Origin of the sequence: Corynebacterium sphenisci DSM 44792 (assembly GCF_001941505.1) — a bacterium.
Lineage (GTDB): Bacteria > Actinomycetota > Actinomycetes > Mycobacteriales > Mycobacteriaceae > Corynebacterium > Corynebacterium sphenisci.
The window spans coordinates 511,445-526,136 of sequence record NZ_CP009248.1 but is presented as its reverse complement, the minus strand read 5'-3'; the positions used below and the strand labels follow the sequence as shown (position 1 = coordinate 526,136).

Annotated in this window: 17 protein-coding genes; 9 read left to right on the top strand and 8 right to left on the bottom strand. The window is 75.3% G+C overall.

The features are described from left to right. Positions 1 to 55: 55 nt before the first annotated feature. Both CSPHI_RS02430 and CSPHI_RS02425 read right to left on the bottom strand, forming a co-directional pair. Positions 56 to 604 carry a lipoprotein LpqH gene (locus CSPHI_RS02430; protein ID WP_075691345.1) on the bottom strand — a complete coding sequence of 183 codons (549 nt, stop codon included), beginning with the start codon at positions 602 to 604 and terminating at the stop codon, positions 56 to 58. Positions 605 to 745: 141 nt separating this feature from the next. Next, positions 746 to 1,132 (bottom strand): YccF domain-containing protein, encoded by a 387-nt coding sequence (locus CSPHI_RS02425; protein WP_075691344.1) that lies wholly within the window; start codon positions 1,130 to 1,132, stop codon positions 746 to 748. An 88-nt stretch (positions 1,133 to 1,220) separates the two neighbouring features. Here CSPHI_RS02425 and CSPHI_RS02420 point away from each other — a divergent pair, with 88 nt between their 5' ends. From CSPHI_RS02420 to CSPHI_RS02405, 4 genes are all read left to right on the top strand, one after another. Further along, complete coding sequence (locus CSPHI_RS02420) at positions 1,221 to 1,979, top strand: 3'(2'),5'-bisphosphate nucleotidase CysQ (protein WP_075691343.1); 759 nt, start codon at positions 1,221 to 1,223, stop codon at positions 1,977 to 1,979. Between the two features lie 182 nt (positions 1,980 to 2,161). Further along, positions 2,162 to 2,980, top strand: coding sequence for a thymidylate synthase (locus CSPHI_RS02415; protein ID WP_075691342.1), 819 nt, complete (start codon positions 2,162 to 2,164; stop codon positions 2,978 to 2,980). Further along, positions 2,977 to 3,498 carry a dihydrofolate reductase gene (locus tag CSPHI_RS02410; RefSeq protein WP_075691341.1) on the top strand — a complete coding sequence of 174 codons (522 nt, stop codon included), beginning with the start codon at positions 2,977 to 2,979 and terminating at the stop codon, positions 3,496 to 3,498. The genes CSPHI_RS02415 and CSPHI_RS02410 overlap by 4 nt, the downstream gene beginning before the upstream one ends. A gap of 28 nt (positions 3,499 to 3,526) precedes the next feature. Further along, entirely contained in the window at positions 3,527 to 3,808 is a 282-nt protein-coding gene (locus tag CSPHI_RS02405) for a mycoredoxin (RefSeq protein WP_075691340.1), read from the top strand. Positions 3,809 to 3,892: 84 nt separating this feature from the next. Here CSPHI_RS02405 and CSPHI_RS02400 read toward each other — a convergent pair whose 3' ends face one another. Beyond that, the gene (locus CSPHI_RS02400; RefSeq protein ID WP_075691339.1) at positions 3,893 to 5,302 is read right to left on the bottom strand and encodes an NAD(P)H-quinone dehydrogenase; all 1,410 of its coding nucleotides are present in this window, start codon (positions 5,300 to 5,302) and stop codon (positions 3,893 to 3,895) included. A gap of 83 nt (positions 5,303 to 5,385) precedes the next feature. Further along, positions 5,386 to 6,618, bottom strand: a complete 1,233-nt coding sequence (locus tag CSPHI_RS02395) for an amidohydrolase (protein ID WP_075691338.1) — start codon at positions 6,616 to 6,618, stop codon at positions 5,386 to 5,388. A 60-nt stretch (positions 6,619 to 6,678) separates the two neighbouring features. On the opposite strand from CSPHI_RS02395, the gene CSPHI_RS02390 reads away from it, so the two are divergent. Both CSPHI_RS02390 and CSPHI_RS02385 read left to right on the top strand, forming a co-directional pair. Continuing rightward, positions 6,679 to 7,560: an N-acetylmuramoyl-L-alanine amidase gene (locus tag CSPHI_RS02390; protein WP_075691337.1), complete on the top strand. Its 882-nt coding sequence runs from the start codon at positions 6,679 to 6,681 to the stop codon at positions 7,558 to 7,560. A 127-nt stretch (positions 7,561 to 7,687) separates the two neighbouring features. Next, the gene (locus CSPHI_RS02385; protein ID WP_075691336.1) at positions 7,688 to 8,407 is read left to right on the top strand and encodes a hypothetical protein; all 720 of its coding nucleotides are present in this window, start codon (positions 7,688 to 7,690) and stop codon (positions 8,405 to 8,407) included. A 10-nt stretch (positions 8,408 to 8,417) separates the two neighbouring features. On the opposite strand, the gene upp is transcribed toward CSPHI_RS02385, so the two are convergent. Further along, positions 8,418 to 9,053, bottom strand: coding sequence for a uracil phosphoribosyltransferase (gene upp / locus CSPHI_RS02380; RefSeq protein WP_075691335.1), 636 nt, complete (start codon positions 9,051 to 9,053; stop codon positions 8,418 to 8,420). A 98-nt stretch (positions 9,054 to 9,151) separates the two neighbouring features. On the opposite strand from upp, the gene CSPHI_RS12610 reads away from it, so the two are divergent. From CSPHI_RS12610 to CSPHI_RS02365, 3 genes are all read left to right on the top strand, one after another. After that, a complete protein-coding gene (locus CSPHI_RS12610; RefSeq protein ID WP_075691334.1) occupies positions 9,152 to 9,481 on the top strand; it encodes a hypothetical protein in 330 nt (109 codons plus the stop codon). Further along, complete coding sequence (locus CSPHI_RS02370; RefSeq protein WP_075691333.1) at positions 9,478 to 10,431, top strand: C40 family peptidase; 954 nt, start codon at positions 9,478 to 9,480, stop codon at positions 10,429 to 10,431. The genes CSPHI_RS12610 and CSPHI_RS02370 overlap by 4 nt, the downstream gene beginning before the upstream one ends. A 98-nt stretch (positions 10,432 to 10,529) precedes the next feature. Continuing rightward, positions 10,530 to 11,768, top strand: coding sequence for a hypothetical protein (locus tag CSPHI_RS02365; protein WP_075691332.1), 1,239 nt, complete (start codon positions 10,530 to 10,532; stop codon positions 11,766 to 11,768). On the opposite strand, the gene CSPHI_RS02360 is transcribed toward CSPHI_RS02365, so the two are convergent. From CSPHI_RS02360 to CSPHI_RS02350, 3 genes are read right to left on the bottom strand one after another with little or no spacing between them, the layout of a single operon-like run. Next, positions 11,765 to 12,328: a hypothetical protein gene (locus CSPHI_RS02360; RefSeq protein ID WP_075691331.1), complete on the bottom strand. Its 564-nt coding sequence runs from the start codon at positions 12,326 to 12,328 to the stop codon at positions 11,765 to 11,767. The two genes, CSPHI_RS02365 and CSPHI_RS02360, sit on opposite strands and share 4 nt — an antisense overlap. A gap of 26 nt (positions 12,329 to 12,354) precedes the next feature. Continuing rightward, a complete protein-coding gene (locus CSPHI_RS02355; protein WP_157118459.1) occupies positions 12,355 to 13,638 on the bottom strand; it encodes a hypothetical protein in 1,284 nt (427 codons plus the stop codon). After that, complete coding sequence (locus CSPHI_RS02350) at positions 13,631 to 14,386, bottom strand: ABC transporter ATP-binding protein (RefSeq protein WP_075691329.1); 756 nt, start codon at positions 14,384 to 14,386, stop codon at positions 13,631 to 13,633. The genes CSPHI_RS02355 and CSPHI_RS02350 overlap by 8 nt, the downstream gene beginning before the upstream one ends. Between the last annotated feature and the right edge of the window lie 306 nt (positions 14,387 to 14,692).

Genomic DNA, 14,692 nt, shown 5'->3' with positions numbered 1-14,692 from the left:
GCGCCCCGGACGGGATCGCCGTCCGGGGCGCCGCGCGGGATGCGGGGAGGCGCCGCTAGTTCAGCGGGCAGACCACCTGGGCCTCGATGTCGTCGGTGGTGTCATCGTCGTTGACGCCGGTGCCGACGATGCGCCAGGTGTCGCCGTCCCGGGAGACGTTGGCGGCCTCGGCGTTGTCGTCGTCGATCTCCATGTCGATCTCGCGGACCTCGACGCTGAGCTCGTCCAGGCGCGGGGCGGTGTCCGCGTCCTTGATCTCGATCTCCAGCTTGCCGGTGTCGTCGTCCTCGCCGGCCTTGATCTTCAGGGTGTCGTCGTCGCGGTCGTACTCGCAGCGCACCGGGGTGAAGTCGCCGTCGACGTCGGTGCCGGCGATCTTGACGGTGGCCGCGTCCTGCCCGATCGGGGCGGCGGAGGTGGTGGTGGTCGCGTCGTCGTCGACCTCGGTGGTGACCTGGTCGTCGCCGGTGAGCGCCTCGGAGGCCTTGGTCGCCTCGGGGGCGTCGGTGACCACGGTCTGGTCATTGTCGTCGCCGCAGGCGGCCAGGCCCAGGGCCAGGCCGGGGATGGCGAGCAGGGCGACGGTGCGGGTGCGCAGGGACATGGGTGCGGCTCCTTCTGCCGTTCGTCGTCGGCGACGCGCTGCGGCGCCGCCCGCCGCGCATCGGACGCGGCGTCGCAGATCAACGGTAATCGCAATTAACCAGAAAGGCAACGACATGCACCCCCGACCCGGGGGCCCGGCCTAGAGCAGTCCGCCGGAGGAGGCCACGATCCGCTTGCCGAAGGGGAAGCAGGTCACCGGGATCATCTTCACGTTCGCCACCGCCAGCGGGATGCCGATGATGGTCACCGCCTGCGCCGCCGCGGTGGCCAGGTGCCCGATCGCCAGCCACAGCCCGGCGACGAGGAACCAGACCAGGTTCATCGCCCCGGTGAGCAGCCCCCCGCGGCCGGCGTCGACCACCTCCCGGCCGAAGGGCCACAGCGCGTAGGCGGCCATCCGGAAGGAGGCCACCCCGGCCGGGGCGGTGACCACCAGCAGGCAGGCCAGCAGCCCGAAGAACAGGTAGCCCAGGGACAGCCAGAGGCCCCCGGTGATGAGCCAGAGCAGGTTCAGGATCGTCCTCATGCCCCCAGGATAACGGTGGTCCGGAACCGCGGCCGGGGTCCGCGGCCCGCCGCGACGGGGCGCGCGCCGAAGACCTATCATCGGGGGCATGTCAGCTTACGTAGACGATGCCATCCTGGCGCTGCGCCTGGCCCAGGGCACCAGCGAGATCCTCAAGGGCGTGCGCAACGTCGGCCTGCTGCGCGGGCGGGTGCTCGGGGACTCCGGCGACGCCCTCGCCCAGGAGTGGATCGGCAAGGTGCTCGAACAGCACCGCCCCGATGACGCGATGCTCTCCGAGGAGGCCGCCGACCGCCTGGAGCGCCTCGACTGCGACCGGGTGTGGATCATCGACCCCCTGGACGGCACCCGCGAATTCGCCGGCGGCCGCCAGGACTGGGCGGTGCACATCGCCCTGGTGGAGGACCACCAGCCGGTGCACGCCGCGGTGGGCCTGCCGGATCTGGGCCGGGTATTCCACACCGGGGAGGCCAAGGCGGTGCTCGGGCCCATGTCCGGCCGGATCGTGGTCTCCCGCACCCGCCCGCCGGCGCTGGCCGGCTTCGTCGCCGAGCGCCTCGGCCGGGAGGTCGCCCAGATGGGCTCGGCGGGGGCGAAGGCGATGCACGTGCTGCTCGGCGACTACGACGCCTACATCCACTCCGGCGGCCAGTACGAGTGGGACTCCGCCGCCCCGGTGGGCGTGTGCCGCGCCGCCGGGCTGCACGTCTCCCGCCTGGACGGCTCCGCGCACTCCTACAACAACGCAGACCCCTTCATGCCGGACACCCTGATCTGCCGGCCCGAGATCGCCGACGACATCCTCGCCGCGATCGCGGACTGGCGCGAGGAGCACCCGGAGGACTGACCCCTCCCCGCACCCCGCGGACCCGCCCGGGGCCCGGGCGGGGACGGCGCCGCCCGGGGCCGCCCCCTGGGCCCGCGGGCCCCCGACGAATAGTGAATATGGATAACCCGAGGTCCCGGGGACGCCGGCCACGGCCCCGCCGGGTTCGCCGCCGCGGCCCGGCCGCGGCTACCCTGGGCCGCATGAGCCAGAGCACCGACGGCGCCATCGCCACCCCCTACGAGGACCTGCTCCGGGAGATCCTCGACCACGGCGCGGTGAAGTCCGACCGCACCGGCACCGGCACCCGCAGCCTCTTCGGCCGGCAGCTGCGCTACGACCTCTCCGCCGGCTTCCCCCTGATCACCACCAAGAAGGTGCACCTGAAGTCGATCATCTGGGAGCTGCTGTGGTTCCTGCGGGGCAGCTCGGACAACACCTGGCTCAACGAGCGCGGGGTCACCATCTGGGACGAGTGGGCCGGCCCGGACGGCGACCTGGGCCCCATCTACGGGGTGCAGTGGCGCTCCTGGCCCACCGCCGACGGCGGCACCGTGGACCAGATCTCCCGCGCCCTCGAGCTGCTGCGCCACGACCCCGACTCGCGGCGGATCGTGGTCAGCGCCTGGAACGTCGGCCAGCTCGACGAGATGGCGCTGCCGCCCTGCCACCTGCTCTTCCAGTTCCACGTCGCCGAGGGCCGGCTGAGCTGCCAGCTCTACCAGCGCAGCGCGGACATGTTCCTCGGCGTGCCCTTCAACATCGCCTCCTACTCCCTGCTCACGCACATGATGGCGCAGCAGGCGGGCCTGGAGCCGGGCGAGTTCATCTGGACCGGCGGGGACTGCCACATCTACGACAACCACGTCGAGCAGTGCGCACTGCAGCTCAGCCGGGCCCCGCGGCCCTACCCGCGGCTGCGGCTGGCGAAGGCGCCGAGCCTGTTCGACTACGACTTCGCCGACGTCGAGGTCATCGGCTACGACCCGCATCCGCCGATCCGGGCGCAGGTGGCGGTATGAGCGCCCCCGCCCGCCCGGCGCGGCTGGGCATGATCTGGGCGCAGAGCCCGGACGGGGTGATCGGCGACGGGACCGCCATGCCCTGGCACCTGCCGGAGGACCTGGCCCATTTCAAGGCCACCACCCTCGGCGCCCCGGTGATCATGGGCCGGCGCACCTGGGACAGCCTGAACCCCCGGTTCCGGCCGCTGCCCGGACGGCGCAACATCGTGCTCAGCCGCACCACGGCCGACTTCCCCGGCGCCGAGCACGCCGCGGACCTGGACGCCGCACTGGCCCTGGTCGCCGACGCCCCGGTGGCCTGGATCATCGGCGGCGGCCGGGTGTACCGGGAGGGCCTGGCCCTCGCCGACGAATGCGTGGTCACCGAGGTCGACGCGCACCCGGCGGTGGACACCCCGGTCACCGCCCCGGACCTGCGGGACTGGGCGCCGGCCGAGCGCGGCGACTGGCGCACCGCCGCATCCGGGCCGCGCTACCGCGTCACCCGGTGGCGTCCGCGCGCCGGCCGGGAATAGCCGCGGCCCCGGCGGCGTTGCCCGGGACATGTCAACCAGCCCCGACGCCCCCGCGACCGACGAACACGTGACCATCTACGCCACCAGCTGGTGCCCCTTCTGCGCCAAGCTCATCACCGCCCTGCGCTCACGCGGGGTGCCCTTCACCGCCTGGGACGTGGAGAAGCACCCGGATCTCGCCGAATGGGTCGAATCCGTCAACGGCGGCGACCGGATCGTGCCCACCGTGCGCTACTCCGACGGCGGGCACGCCACCAACCCCTCGGCCGTCGAGGTCGAGCGGAAGTACAAGGAGCTCGCCGGCTCCTGAGCCGGCCCCCGACCCCGAACCCCACGCGCCCGCGACCGCGGCCGCCGGATGCCCCGGCCGCCGCGGTCGCGGGCGCGGTGTCCGCTAATCCAGGTCGTCGTGCGCCATCAGCTGCCGGGCGGCCTCGGTGATGGAGCCGGACAGCGAGGGGTAGACGGAGAAGGAGCCGGCCAGGTCGGCGACGGTGAGCTGGTTGGACACGCACACCGCGATCGGCAGGATCAGCTCCGAGGCGGTCGGCGCGACCACCACCCCGCCGATGATCATCCCCGAGTTGCGCCGGCAGAACAGCTTCACGAAGCCGTGCCGCAGGGAGCGCATCTTCGCCCGCGGGTTGCCGGTGAGCGGGAACACCTCGATCCGGGCGGAGACCTCCCCGTCCTCGATCTGCTTCTGGCTCACCCCCACCGTGGCGATCTCGGGGCGGGTGAACACCGCCGAGGCCACCGTCTTCAGCCGGATCGGCTGCACCCCCTCGCCGAGGGCGTGGTACATCGCGATCCGGCCCTGCATCGCCGCGACCGAGGCCAGCGGGAACAGGTCCGTGCAGTCCCCGGCGGCGTACACCCCGGGCACCGAGGTGCGCGAGACCCGGTCGACCTTGATGTGCCCGGAGCGGGTCAGCTCCACCCCGATGTTCTCCAGGCCCACCCCCCGGGTGTTCGGGATGGAGCCCACGGTCATCAGGGCATGCGAGCCGAGGATCTCCCGGCCGTCGGAGGTGACCACCCGCACCCCGCCGTCCCCGGTGCGCTCCACCCGGTCGCAGCGGGCGTTCTTCACCACGTCCACGCCGCGCTCGAAGAGCACCGCCTCCAGGGCGTCGGCGGCGTCGGCGTCCTCATGCGGCAGGATCCGGTCCCGGGAGGCGACCATGGTCACCTTCACCCCGAGCTCCGTGAAGGAGGACACGAACTCGGCGCCGGTGACGCCGGAGCCGACCACGATGAGGTGCTCCGGCAGCTCCTCCAGATCGTAGATCTGCCGCCAGGTGAGGATCCGCTCCCCGTCCGGCAGCGCCCCGGGCAGGATCCGCGGGGAGGCGCCGGTGGCCAGCAGCACCAGATCGCATTCCAGGGTCTCCTCGCCGCCCTCCTCCAGCTCCACGGTGACGTAGTGGGTGACCCGGCCCGGCTCCTGGTCGTCGAGCCGGCCGCGACCGCGCAGCATCCGGATGCCCTCCCGCTCCATCTGCGCGCGGACGTCCTCCGACTGCGACTCCGCCAGATCCCGCACCCGGTCGTTGACCGCGGTGAAGTCGATGTGCCGGGCGGAGAAGTCCGGGCGCAGCCCCATCTCGTCGGCCCGGCGCATATCCGTGCGCACCCCGGTGGCGGCGATGAACGCCTTCGAGGGCACGCAGTCGAAGAGCACCGAGGACCCGCCCATGCCGGCCTCCTCGACGATGGTGACCTCCGCCCCGTACTTCGCGCCGACCAGGGCCGCCTCGTACCCGGCGGGGCCGCCGCCGACAATCACGATCTTCTTCGCCACGGATCCTCCACATCCTCGTCCTCGCCCGGTGCGGGGGACCCGCCGCCGGGGCACACGTGGGCCCCAGTCTAGGTCAGCGCCGGCTACCGGCGCTCACCGGCGGCGGCGCACCGGTCGCCGCCTTCCGCCCCGTAGCGGGCCACGATCCCGGCGAACAGGCGCACCCCCACCCCCAGGCAGCGCTCGTCGACGACCAGATCGTCGCGGTGCAGATCATGCTTCTCCCCGGACCCGGACCAGCAGCCCAGCCGGGCCATGGACCCGGGCACGTGCTCCAGGTACCAGCCGAAGTCCTCGCCCCCGGAGGACTGCGGGGCCTCGATCACCGCCTGCGGGTCCACCCGGCCGACGGTCTCCGCGATGAGCGCGGTGCAGTAGTCGTCGTTGATCACCGGCGGCACCCCGCGGACGTAGTGCAGGCTGTGCGTCACCCCGGTGGGCGCCAGGATCGCCGCGATCAGCTCGCGCACCAGCGGCTCCAGCTTCCGCCAGGTGCCGATGTCGGCGGTGCGCACCGTGGCCATCGCCGACCCGTGGGTGGGGATCGCGTTGGCCGCGTAGCCGGCGTTGACCGCCCCGAACACCGCCACGGTGCCGGTGCGCGGATCCACCAGCCGGGACAGCAGCCCGGGCAGCTGGGTGACCAGGGCGCCCAGGGCGTAGGTGACGTCCGCGGTGAGATGCGGCCGGGCGCTGTGCCCGCCCGGGCCCTCCACCTTCACCTCCAGGGTGTCCCCGGCGGAGGTGATCGCCCCGGTGCGCACCCCGATATGGCCCACCCGCAGCTTCGGCTCGCAGTGCACCGCGAAGATCCGGGACACCCCCTCCAGGGCGCCGGCCTCGATCACGTCCGGGGCGCCGCCCTCCATCACCTCCTCGGCGGGCTGGAAGATGAAGCGCAACGGCACCGGCACCCCGCCCCGGGTGCGGTCGTACTCGGCCATCGCCAGCGCGGTGCCCAGGGTGATCGCGGTGTGGAAGTCGTGGCCGCAGGCGTGCATCACCCCCTCGTTGACGCTGGCGCAGTCCAGCCCGGTGGCCTCGGCGATGGGTAGCGCGTCCATGTCCCCGCGGAAGGCCAGCCGGCCCACCGGGTCCCCGGACTCGTCGACCCGGTCCGCGCCGACATCCACCATCAGCCCGGTGTTCGGGAAGGGCCGGGGGCGCAGGCCCGCGGCGGTGAGCTTCTCCGCGACGAAGGCGGTGGTGGCCCGCTCCATGTGGGACAGCTCCGGATGGGCGTGCAGATGCCGCCGCCACCGCTGCAGCTCCTCGCCGTTGCGCCGCCACCAGTCGCCGATGAAGTCCTCGATCACGTCCCCCACCTTAGGGCCCGCATACCCCGCCGTGCGCCGGGTCATGCCATGATCCCGGTCATGAGCATCACCCGAACCCGCCGCACCGCGGCGGCCGTCCTCGCCGCGGGCCTGCTCGCCCTCGGCGGCTGCACCATCGGCGACGTCGACGGCGCGGGCGACCCGGTGGCCCCGGCGGCCTCCGAGGGCCCCGCCGCCGACGCCCCGGACCCCACCCCGGGCGCCGGGGCGCCGGAGAAGTCCACCCCCGCCCCCGCCCCCGGCGGCGCCGCCGCGGCCCCCCGCGCCGGCACCCTCGCCGGCCGGCTGATCTACCTCGATCCCGGCCATGCGGGCACCCCGCCGCCGGCCGAGGAGATGGTCACCGACGGCCGCGGCGGGGTCAAGCAGTGCAACACCACCGGCACCGCCGCCGATGACGGCTGGCCGGAGCACACCTTCAACTGGGAGCTCGCCGGGCGGCTGCGCGCCCTGCTGGAGGACGCCGGGGCGGAGGTGCGGCTCACCCGCGCCGACGACGTCGGCCGGGCGCCCTGCATCGACGAGCGCGCCCGCACCGAGAACGACTCCGGGGCGGATGCGGTGATCTCCATCCACGCCGACGGCAACGGCGAGGGCGCCCGCGGCTTCCACGTCTCGCATATCGCCGACCCGCTGCCCGGCAACCTGCCCGCGGAATCCGCCGCGCTGGCCGGGGCGATCCGGGACGCGATGCTCGAGGCCGGATTCACCGCCTCCAACTACCTCGGCGCCGGGGGCATCCACCCCCGCGCCGATCTCACCGGGCTGAACCTGTCCACCCGGCCGAAGGTGCTCGTCGAATTCGGCAACATGCGCGACTCCGCCGACATCGCCCTGCTGCGCTCCGCGGAGGGCCAGGACCGGCTCGCCGCGGCGGTCGCCGCGGCGGTCGCCGCGGGGATCGCCGCCTACCTCGGCTGAGTCCCCGGGGCCGCCCCGCCCACCCGGGGGGAAACCCCGCCGGGGATGCGCCGGCGGCAACTACGATGGGCGTTCAGCGACCATGACGGCGGTGCGGCGCCAGGCGCCGCGGGAAGGACGATCGGCGATGAGCGCACCCTGGCCGGGCGGGGACCGGCCCCGGGGCACCCCGGGGGACGGCCACGGCGGATACGACAACGGCGGCTGGGCGCAGCCCGGCGCCGGCGGGGGCGAGTGGGGGCCGACCGCCGCCTGGCCCGCGGCGCAGCCCGCGCCGGCGCCGGCCCGCGGCGGCAACACCGGGCTCATCGCCGCGATCGCGGTGGTGGCCACCCTGCTGGTGATCACCGTCATCGGCGCCGCGGTGCTGCTCACCCGGGGTGGGGACGAGGACCGGGTCGCCGAGGTCGGCCAGGCCGCCGGGGACCGGACGATCGGCGCCGACCGGGGCCCGGAGCCCACCGGGCCGGGGCCGGCCACGGTCACCGAGACCGTCCGGGAGACCGCCACCGCGGCCCCGGACGGCGACTCCGGCGGGGAGGGCCGCTACCGGGGCGGGGCGAACCAGTACGGGGTGGGCCTGAACACCTACAAGCAGTGCTCCGCCGAGGGGGTGCGCTGGGTGGGCACCGGGCACTCCACCACCAGCTGCCCCTTCGCCACCAACGTGGGCCGGGAGCTGTCCGGCACCACGGTGCGGGAGGGCTCGCGCACCACGGTGCGCGCGTACAGCCCGACCACCGGCAAAACCTACGACATGGCCTGCCGCAAGGCCCAGGACTCCGAGTACGACTACCTGTGGAAGTGCACCGGCGGGGTGCACGCCGTGGTGTACGTCTACCCCTGAGCCGGCCGGCTCACAGGTCGATGTTGCGGGGGCCGTAGAGCCGGTCCCCGGCATCGCCCAGGCCCGGCACGATGTAGGCGTCCTCGTCGAGGGCGGGGTCGATCGTGGCGGTGACCAGCCGGGCGGCCAGCCCGGACCCGGCCAGCGCGTCCACCCCCGGCTGCGCGGAGACCATGCACACCGCGGTGACGTCCCGCGCGCCCCGATCGGCGAGCAGCCGCAGCGCGTGCAGCAGGGAGCCGCCGGTGGCCAGCATCGGGTCCACCAGGAACACCCGGCGGTCGGAGAGGTCCTCCGGCAGCGCCTCCAGGTAGGGCACCGGCCGGTGGGTCTCCTCGTCCCGGGCCAGGCCGATGAAGCCGACCTGGGCGTCGGGGATCATGGACAGCGCCGGGTCGATCATGCCCAGCCCGGCGCGGATGATCGGGATGATGATCGGGGGGTTGGCCAGCCGGTGGCCGACGGCCACGTCGACGGGCGTGGCCACCTCGAAGGACTCCAGGGGCAGGTCCCGGGAGGCCTCGTAGACGAGCATCGCGCCGAGATCGGCGAGGGCGGCGCGGAAGCCGTCGTTGCCGGTGCGGGCGTCGCGCATGATGGTCAGTCGGGCTGCGGCCAGGGGGTGGTCGACGACGGTGATCTCCATGGGGCCGAATCTACCCGCGGCGCCGGAGCCCGGCCCGGCTGCGGCCGGGATCCGGGGCATGCGGGAACCCGCCGCCCGGCCGGCGGCGTCTAAGGGGCATGGAGCACAGCACCCGCACCCCCGCCGGCGAGGCCCTCGACCTCGACCCCGCCGGGCTGCGCGCCGCCGCGGCCCGGCTGCGCGGCCTCGCCGCCGCTCCCCCGCCGCCGGCCCCGCCACCGCAGGCCGCGGCGGGGCCGCCCTGCGTGACCGCCTTCCTCGCCGCCGCCGGGGCCGCCGCGCTCGCCCAGGAGCGGCGCGGCGACCGGCTGGGCGCCTACGCCGCGGCCGCCGCCGGCGCCCTGGAGGCCACCGCGGCCGCCGCCGGCGGGCAGGACGCCGCCGCGGCCCGGGCGCTGCGCCGGCTGCACCCGGGGGCCCGGCCGTGATCGGCGCGATCGCGCCCCCGGCCCCGCTCACCGGGCTGCTCGCCGCCCTCGCCGGGGCGGGCGGGGCCGCACCCGGCGGATTCGGCGCGCCCGCGGATCCGGGGGCCTGGCCGGCGGCGGCCGCCGCCGTCGCCGGGGCCCTCGGCGGCTCCGCCGGGGCGGCCGCGGCCCGCTCCCTGGGCGCCGCCGCCGAGGCCGCCGGGGTGGTGCACGCCGACGCCGCCGAGGCCGAGCGGGCGGTGGCCGAGGGCCTCGCCGCGATCGCGGACGCCGCCGGGGAGCTCGGCGGGGCGCTGCACGGGTTCCTGCGCCGGGCGGCCCCGGCGCTGGCCGGCGCCGCCGGGCCGGCGGGGTCGCCGGCCGCCGCCCCCGCGCTGGCCGCCGCCGGGGTCGCCGCCCTGGTCGCCGCGGCGGCCGCCCTGGCCCGGCTGGAGTCCCGGCTGGCCGGACCCACCGGTCGACTGTCCGGGATCGCGGCCCGGGAGCCCGCCATCCCGCCGGCGCCCGGTCCGGGCCCGGTGTCCACGGCCCCCGCCGCCGCACCGGCCCCGCCGGCCCGGCCGGCGGCCGCCCCGCCACCGGCGGCCGGGGCCGGGGCGCCCACCCCGCAGGCCGCGGCGGCGGTGCGGCATGCGCTGGGCCAGGTCGGCGTGCCCTACCGGTGGGGCGCGGAAAGCCCCGGGGAGGCCTTCGACTGCTCGGGGCTGACCCACTGGGCCTACGGCGAGGCCGGGGTGGACATCCCGCGCACCGCCGCAGCGCAGGCGGTGGGCCGCCCAGTCGGCCCCGGGGAGCTGCTGCCCGGGGATCTGGTGGTCTGGGAGGGCCATGTCGCGATGGTCGTCGACGAGGGCCGGATGGTGGAGGCCGGGGACCCGGTGGGGGTGCACCCGATCCGCACCTCGAACCTGGGCATGGCCTTCCTCGGGTTCTGGCGGCCCACCGGCTGAGCGGCGCGGGAGCCGCCCCGGCCCCGGATGCGCCGGGTATCCTGTGCGGGGTCCCCCGGCGGACCCGGCATACGCATCCGACCACGAACGAGGTACCCATGGCACGCCACGGCATCGTCCCCATCGAGCTCGAGCTCACCGGGGGCACGGCCTACACCCTTTTCGCCCCCGGCTGGCGGGAGGGCAACGCCGAATGGCAGGCGCTGCTCGGCGCCGGCGAGGACGTCTACCTCTTCGACTCCCCCGGGGAGCTGCTCGCCTTCCTGGAGTCCGGGGCGGCGCACGACTTCACCGCACACCCGCAGTGGCGCCGCTTCGCCGAGGGCCTGCCCGGCACCGCCGTCGTCGAGGGCCGGGACCGCCACGACCTGGTGGGCCTGCCGGACGTGCTGTGCGGGCCGCCGGATCTGGCGCATGTGCGGAAGGCCGACGGGATCCTGTCCATCGCCCGCTCCATCGGGGCGATCTGCGCGCTGGCGAAGACCAACCGGATGTTCGCCACCAACTCGGTGCTCGCCGCCACCGCCGCCGGCCCGGACCAGTTCCACGGCGGCGGCCGGGAGCAGTGGTCCGCCATCGGCCGGGTGATCCTGGCCAACTGGGACGGGGTGGTCGACGAGATCGACGCCCTACACGGGGCGGCCCCCGAGGTGGACCCGGCCGCGGCCGAGGACGCCGCCGCCCGGCTCACCGCCGCCGGGGAGGAGATCGAGCGCCGCCGCGCCGAGGAGGCCCGCCGCCGGGAGGCCGAGAAGGGCGATGCGGAACCGGCCGGCGACCCCTACGACGCCACCGTGTGGTCGCGCGCCGGGATCGACCCGGTGAAGATCTCCATCGCCGGGCGCAACCTGTACACCCTGCGCTGCTACCTCGACCGGCGGCCGGTGTTCCTCGGCCGGATGGGCGAGATCCACACCTTCGCCAACGGCCGCACGCTGGTGCGCTGGCTGCTCGAGCACGACGACCACGATCTGGCGGTGACGGCCACCTGGTCGGAGATCATCACCGCCGCCAACGCCGGCGAGCTGGAGCTGACCGTGCACGCCGACAACGAGTACTCCTTCGCCGGGCTGGCCGAGGACATCGCCGCCGGGCCCGCGAAGGTCGACCCCGCCCAGCTGGGCCGGGCCTACGAGCTGCTCGCCGACGCCGCGGACTGGGCCGGCGATGACGCGGTCAACGAGGTCCTCGCCGGCAACCAGCAGCTGCAGTGGTTCCTCAACCACATCCTGGACCCGTCCTCCAATGACGAGCCGGTGCCGCCCTACGAGGAGGAGGCCGCCGGCTGGCGCCGCCTGGAGAAGGGCCTCACCGACCGCTTCACCACGAAGATCTAGCCGGCGCCGCGGCGCAGGTGTGCCGCCACCCCGGCGGCCAGCACCAGCAGATCCACCACCGGCGCCCACACCGGCCGGCCGGCGCCGAGGCCATCGCCCAGCACCGCCACGACCGCGGGGAACCAGCCCCCGGCCGCCAGCGCACCGGCCACCGCCGCGGCGACCGGGATCGCCCACGCCGGCCCCGCCGGGCCGAAGCCCAGCAGCAGCACCCCGACGCCCAGGCCCAGCCACCCGACGGTCATCACCACGAAGGACGCCGGCACCCCGCGGACGAGGAGCACCGCCCACGGGACCGCCGCCACCACAGCGGCGACGGCGAGCACCACCGCCCGCGGCAGCACCGTGGACCCCGCGGTGACCGCCTCCTCATAATCCCGGGACCACCGCGACCGCAGCAGCAGCCCCACCGCGACGACCTCCAGCAACGGCAGGAACGCACCGACCCGCACCTGCGGCTCCACCCACAGTCCGAACGGATGCGGCAACGGCGATCCGCCGATCAGGGCCATCCCCACCGCCACCGGCTGGAGCAGCAGGAACTCCGGCCACCTGCGCAACCGCGGATACGGCCCCCACGCCGGGGTCACCACGGCGTCTCCGGGGCGGCCCCCGCACCGCAGTCGGCGAGGTCGGCGAGGAGCCCGCGCATCCCCGCGACCACCTCCCCCTCGTCATGCTCGGCGAGCCACCGAATGATGGCCTCCTGACCCGGCATCCCCAGATTCCCCGCTGGGGCATCGGGGAAGTACAGCTCCTGGGCGACGAACCCGAAGGCCGGCAGCACCCCCATGTACAGCGGACCGTCTGCGGTGGTGCAGCCCAGCACGGTCTCCTCGCCGAGCGTGCGGGTCACCGCATCATCCACCAGATAGGACGTCGCGACATCGGGGGTGGCGATGTAGTCGGCGACCCCCACCGGCTCCTCCGGCAGCACCCGCTCCAGGCCCTCGGCGGCGATCAGCCCCTCCGGCATTGGCACGCCGATGGCCCGCAGATACTCCGCCACCTCCGGCCACCGGGCGTCCAGGGCCGCGATCTGCGCACGGTGCTCGGGCCATCCGCACACCCGGACGCCCCCGGCCTCGGCGGTGCACTCCGGCGCATCCGGCATCGGCCGCGGCACCAACCGGCCCGCATCGGCCGGCCCCCGCGCGGTCACCGCGGACACCGCCACCAGCGCCGGCACCGCCACCACGACGGTGACCACGCGGGCGGCGGCCCCGCCGCGCCGCAGCAGCGACCAGACCGCCCATGTCGCAATCGCCCCCGCAATCACCCAGGAGCCCACCAGGGCGGCGGTATCCGGCAGGTACCGGACGAAATTATCGCTCGAGGTCCACCCGAATAACGCCATCGGCGCCCACGTGATCCCGGCCGGGCGGTTGGCCAGCACCAGCAGCCCGACCGCGCCGACGAAGGCGATCACCCCGGCCAGGGCCGGTTGCCGATACCGCCAGGCGCCGGCCGCGGCGCCGGCCGCGGCCGCGGCCACCACCCACAGCACCGAGGACACCACGATCCACCACGGGATCGCTCCCCCCACCGGGGCACGGTACAGCCGGAGCAGCACGCCCGCGGCACCCACCCCGCCGAGCAGCAGCGTCATCGTGGCCGCCGGCTCGACCAGGGCCAACACCGCCCGGGCACGGCCGGCCGCGGACGCCCCCAGGTAGCGGTGATCGACCTGGGCGGCGTTCCAGGCCGCGGCCACCGCCGCGCAGATCCCGGCGGCTCCGGCCAGGTACCGCAGCTGCTCCATCGCGAGCGGCCAGAAGCCCACCACGTAGTCGGGGGCCCCGAGCGCGAATCCGAGCGGCACCAGCGGCGCGGCGCAGATCAGCGCCCGGATCCGCGCCGGACTAGGCATCGGGATCACCGCCGAGGGCCACGAAGGCCTCGTCGATGCCGCCATGGCGGCGCACCAGGGTCTCCGGGGCCGCATCCTCCACGATGCCGCCGCCGGAGAGGAACAGCACCCGATCCGCGCCCGCGGCATCGGCGGCCAGATGCGTGCTGAACAGCACGGTCATCCCCGATTCCGCGCCCCGGGCGAGGATCTCCATGATCCGGCGCCGGTTGGCCGGATCCAGCCCCGCGGTCGGCTCGTCGAGCAGCACCACCCGGGGCCGGTGCACGATCCCGGCGGCGATCACCGCCCGGCGCCGCAGGCCCCCGGAGAGCTCGCCGAGGCGCCGGTCGGCCCGATCCTCCAGCCCCACGAGGGCCAACGCCGCCGCCACCGCCTCCCCGACCTCCGGGCGGGCCATCCCCCGCAGGCGGGCGACCATCCCCACGGCGGCCCCAACCCGCTGGGCGGGATCGAAGGGGAACTCCTGCGGAACCCACCCGAGATCCCGCCGGATCCGCCGCCGGGTCCCCGGGGCGACCGCGACTCCGCCGATCCGCACCGTGCCGGACAGCCGGCCCGGGGGCGGCTGGGTGGCCAGGATGCCCATCAACGTCGACTTGCCCGCCCCGTTCTCCCCCAGCAACGCCACCAGGCCCCCGTCGACGGCGAAACCGACGTCGACGAGGACCGGGTCACGGCGCGGGTAGGCGAAGCGGATCCCCTCGCAGACCAGGTTCAGCGGCCCGCCCCGTTCGCAGTGCGGCATCGTCGCATCGGCGCGCCCTCCATCCCTCCTGGCCGGCGGCTTGCGCCGGACCGTGGCCGGCACGGCTCCCCGAGGGGCGGTTCCGATGGCGGAACCCCGGGGGTGCGCCCCGGCCGCGCTGAGGCAATGCTGCCCTCATGGCCACCCCCGGGCAACCCCGGGGACATTCGCCCCGGCGCGCGGCGGAAGCGCTCCGGCAGGGCCCGCTACCCGCCTCACCACCGGATACCGTGGATCCGGCGGACGCCCCGAACGCGGATCATCGAGCCGACTCTCACCCCCCCCCCGCCCGGGGGAACCTGCCCG

Excerpts from the sequence above, each read along its gene's own strand:
- CSPHI_RS02430 (WP_075691345.1), bottom strand. The coding sequence starts at position 604 with ATGTCCCTGCGCACCCGCACCGTCGCCCTGCTCGCCATCCCCGGCCTG.
- CSPHI_RS02425 (WP_075691344.1), bottom strand. The coding sequence starts at position 1,132 with ATGAGGACGATCCTGAACCTGCTCTGGCTCATCACCGGGGGCCTCTGG.
- CSPHI_RS02420 (WP_075691343.1), top strand. The coding sequence starts at position 1,221 with ATGTCAGCTTACGTAGACGATGCCATCCTGGCGCTGCGCCTGGCCCAG.
- CSPHI_RS02415 (WP_075691342.1), top strand. The coding sequence starts at position 2,162 with ATGAGCCAGAGCACCGACGGCGCCATCGCCACCCCCTACGAGGACCTG.
- CSPHI_RS02410 (WP_075691341.1), top strand. The coding sequence starts at position 2,977 with ATGAGCGCCCCCGCCCGCCCGGCGCGGCTGGGCATGATCTGGGCGCAG.
- CSPHI_RS02405 (WP_075691340.1), top strand. The coding sequence starts at position 3,527 with ATGTCAACCAGCCCCGACGCCCCCGCGACCGACGAACACGTGACCATC.
- CSPHI_RS02390 (WP_075691337.1), top strand. The coding sequence starts at position 6,679 with ATGAGCATCACCCGAACCCGCCGCACCGCGGCGGCCGTCCTCGCCGCG.
- CSPHI_RS02385 (WP_075691336.1), top strand. The coding sequence starts at position 7,688 with ATGAGCGCACCCTGGCCGGGCGGGGACCGGCCCCGGGGCACCCCGGGG.
- upp (WP_075691335.1), bottom strand. The coding sequence starts at position 9,053 with ATGGAGATCACCGTCGTCGACCACCCCCTGGCCGCAGCCCGACTGACC.
- CSPHI_RS12610 (WP_075691334.1), top strand. The coding sequence starts at position 9,152 with ATGGAGCACAGCACCCGCACCCCCGCCGGCGAGGCCCTCGACCTCGAC.
- CSPHI_RS02365 (WP_075691332.1), top strand. The coding sequence starts at position 10,530 with ATGGCACGCCACGGCATCGTCCCCATCGAGCTCGAGCTCACCGGGGGC.
- CSPHI_RS02355 (WP_157118459.1), bottom strand. The coding sequence starts at position 13,638 with ATGCCTAGTCCGGCGCGGATCCGGGCGCTGATCTGCGCCGCGCCGCTG.
- CSPHI_RS02350 (WP_075691329.1), bottom strand. The coding sequence starts at position 14,386 with ATGCCGCACTGCGAACGGGGCGGGCCGCTGAACCTGGTCTGCGAGGGG.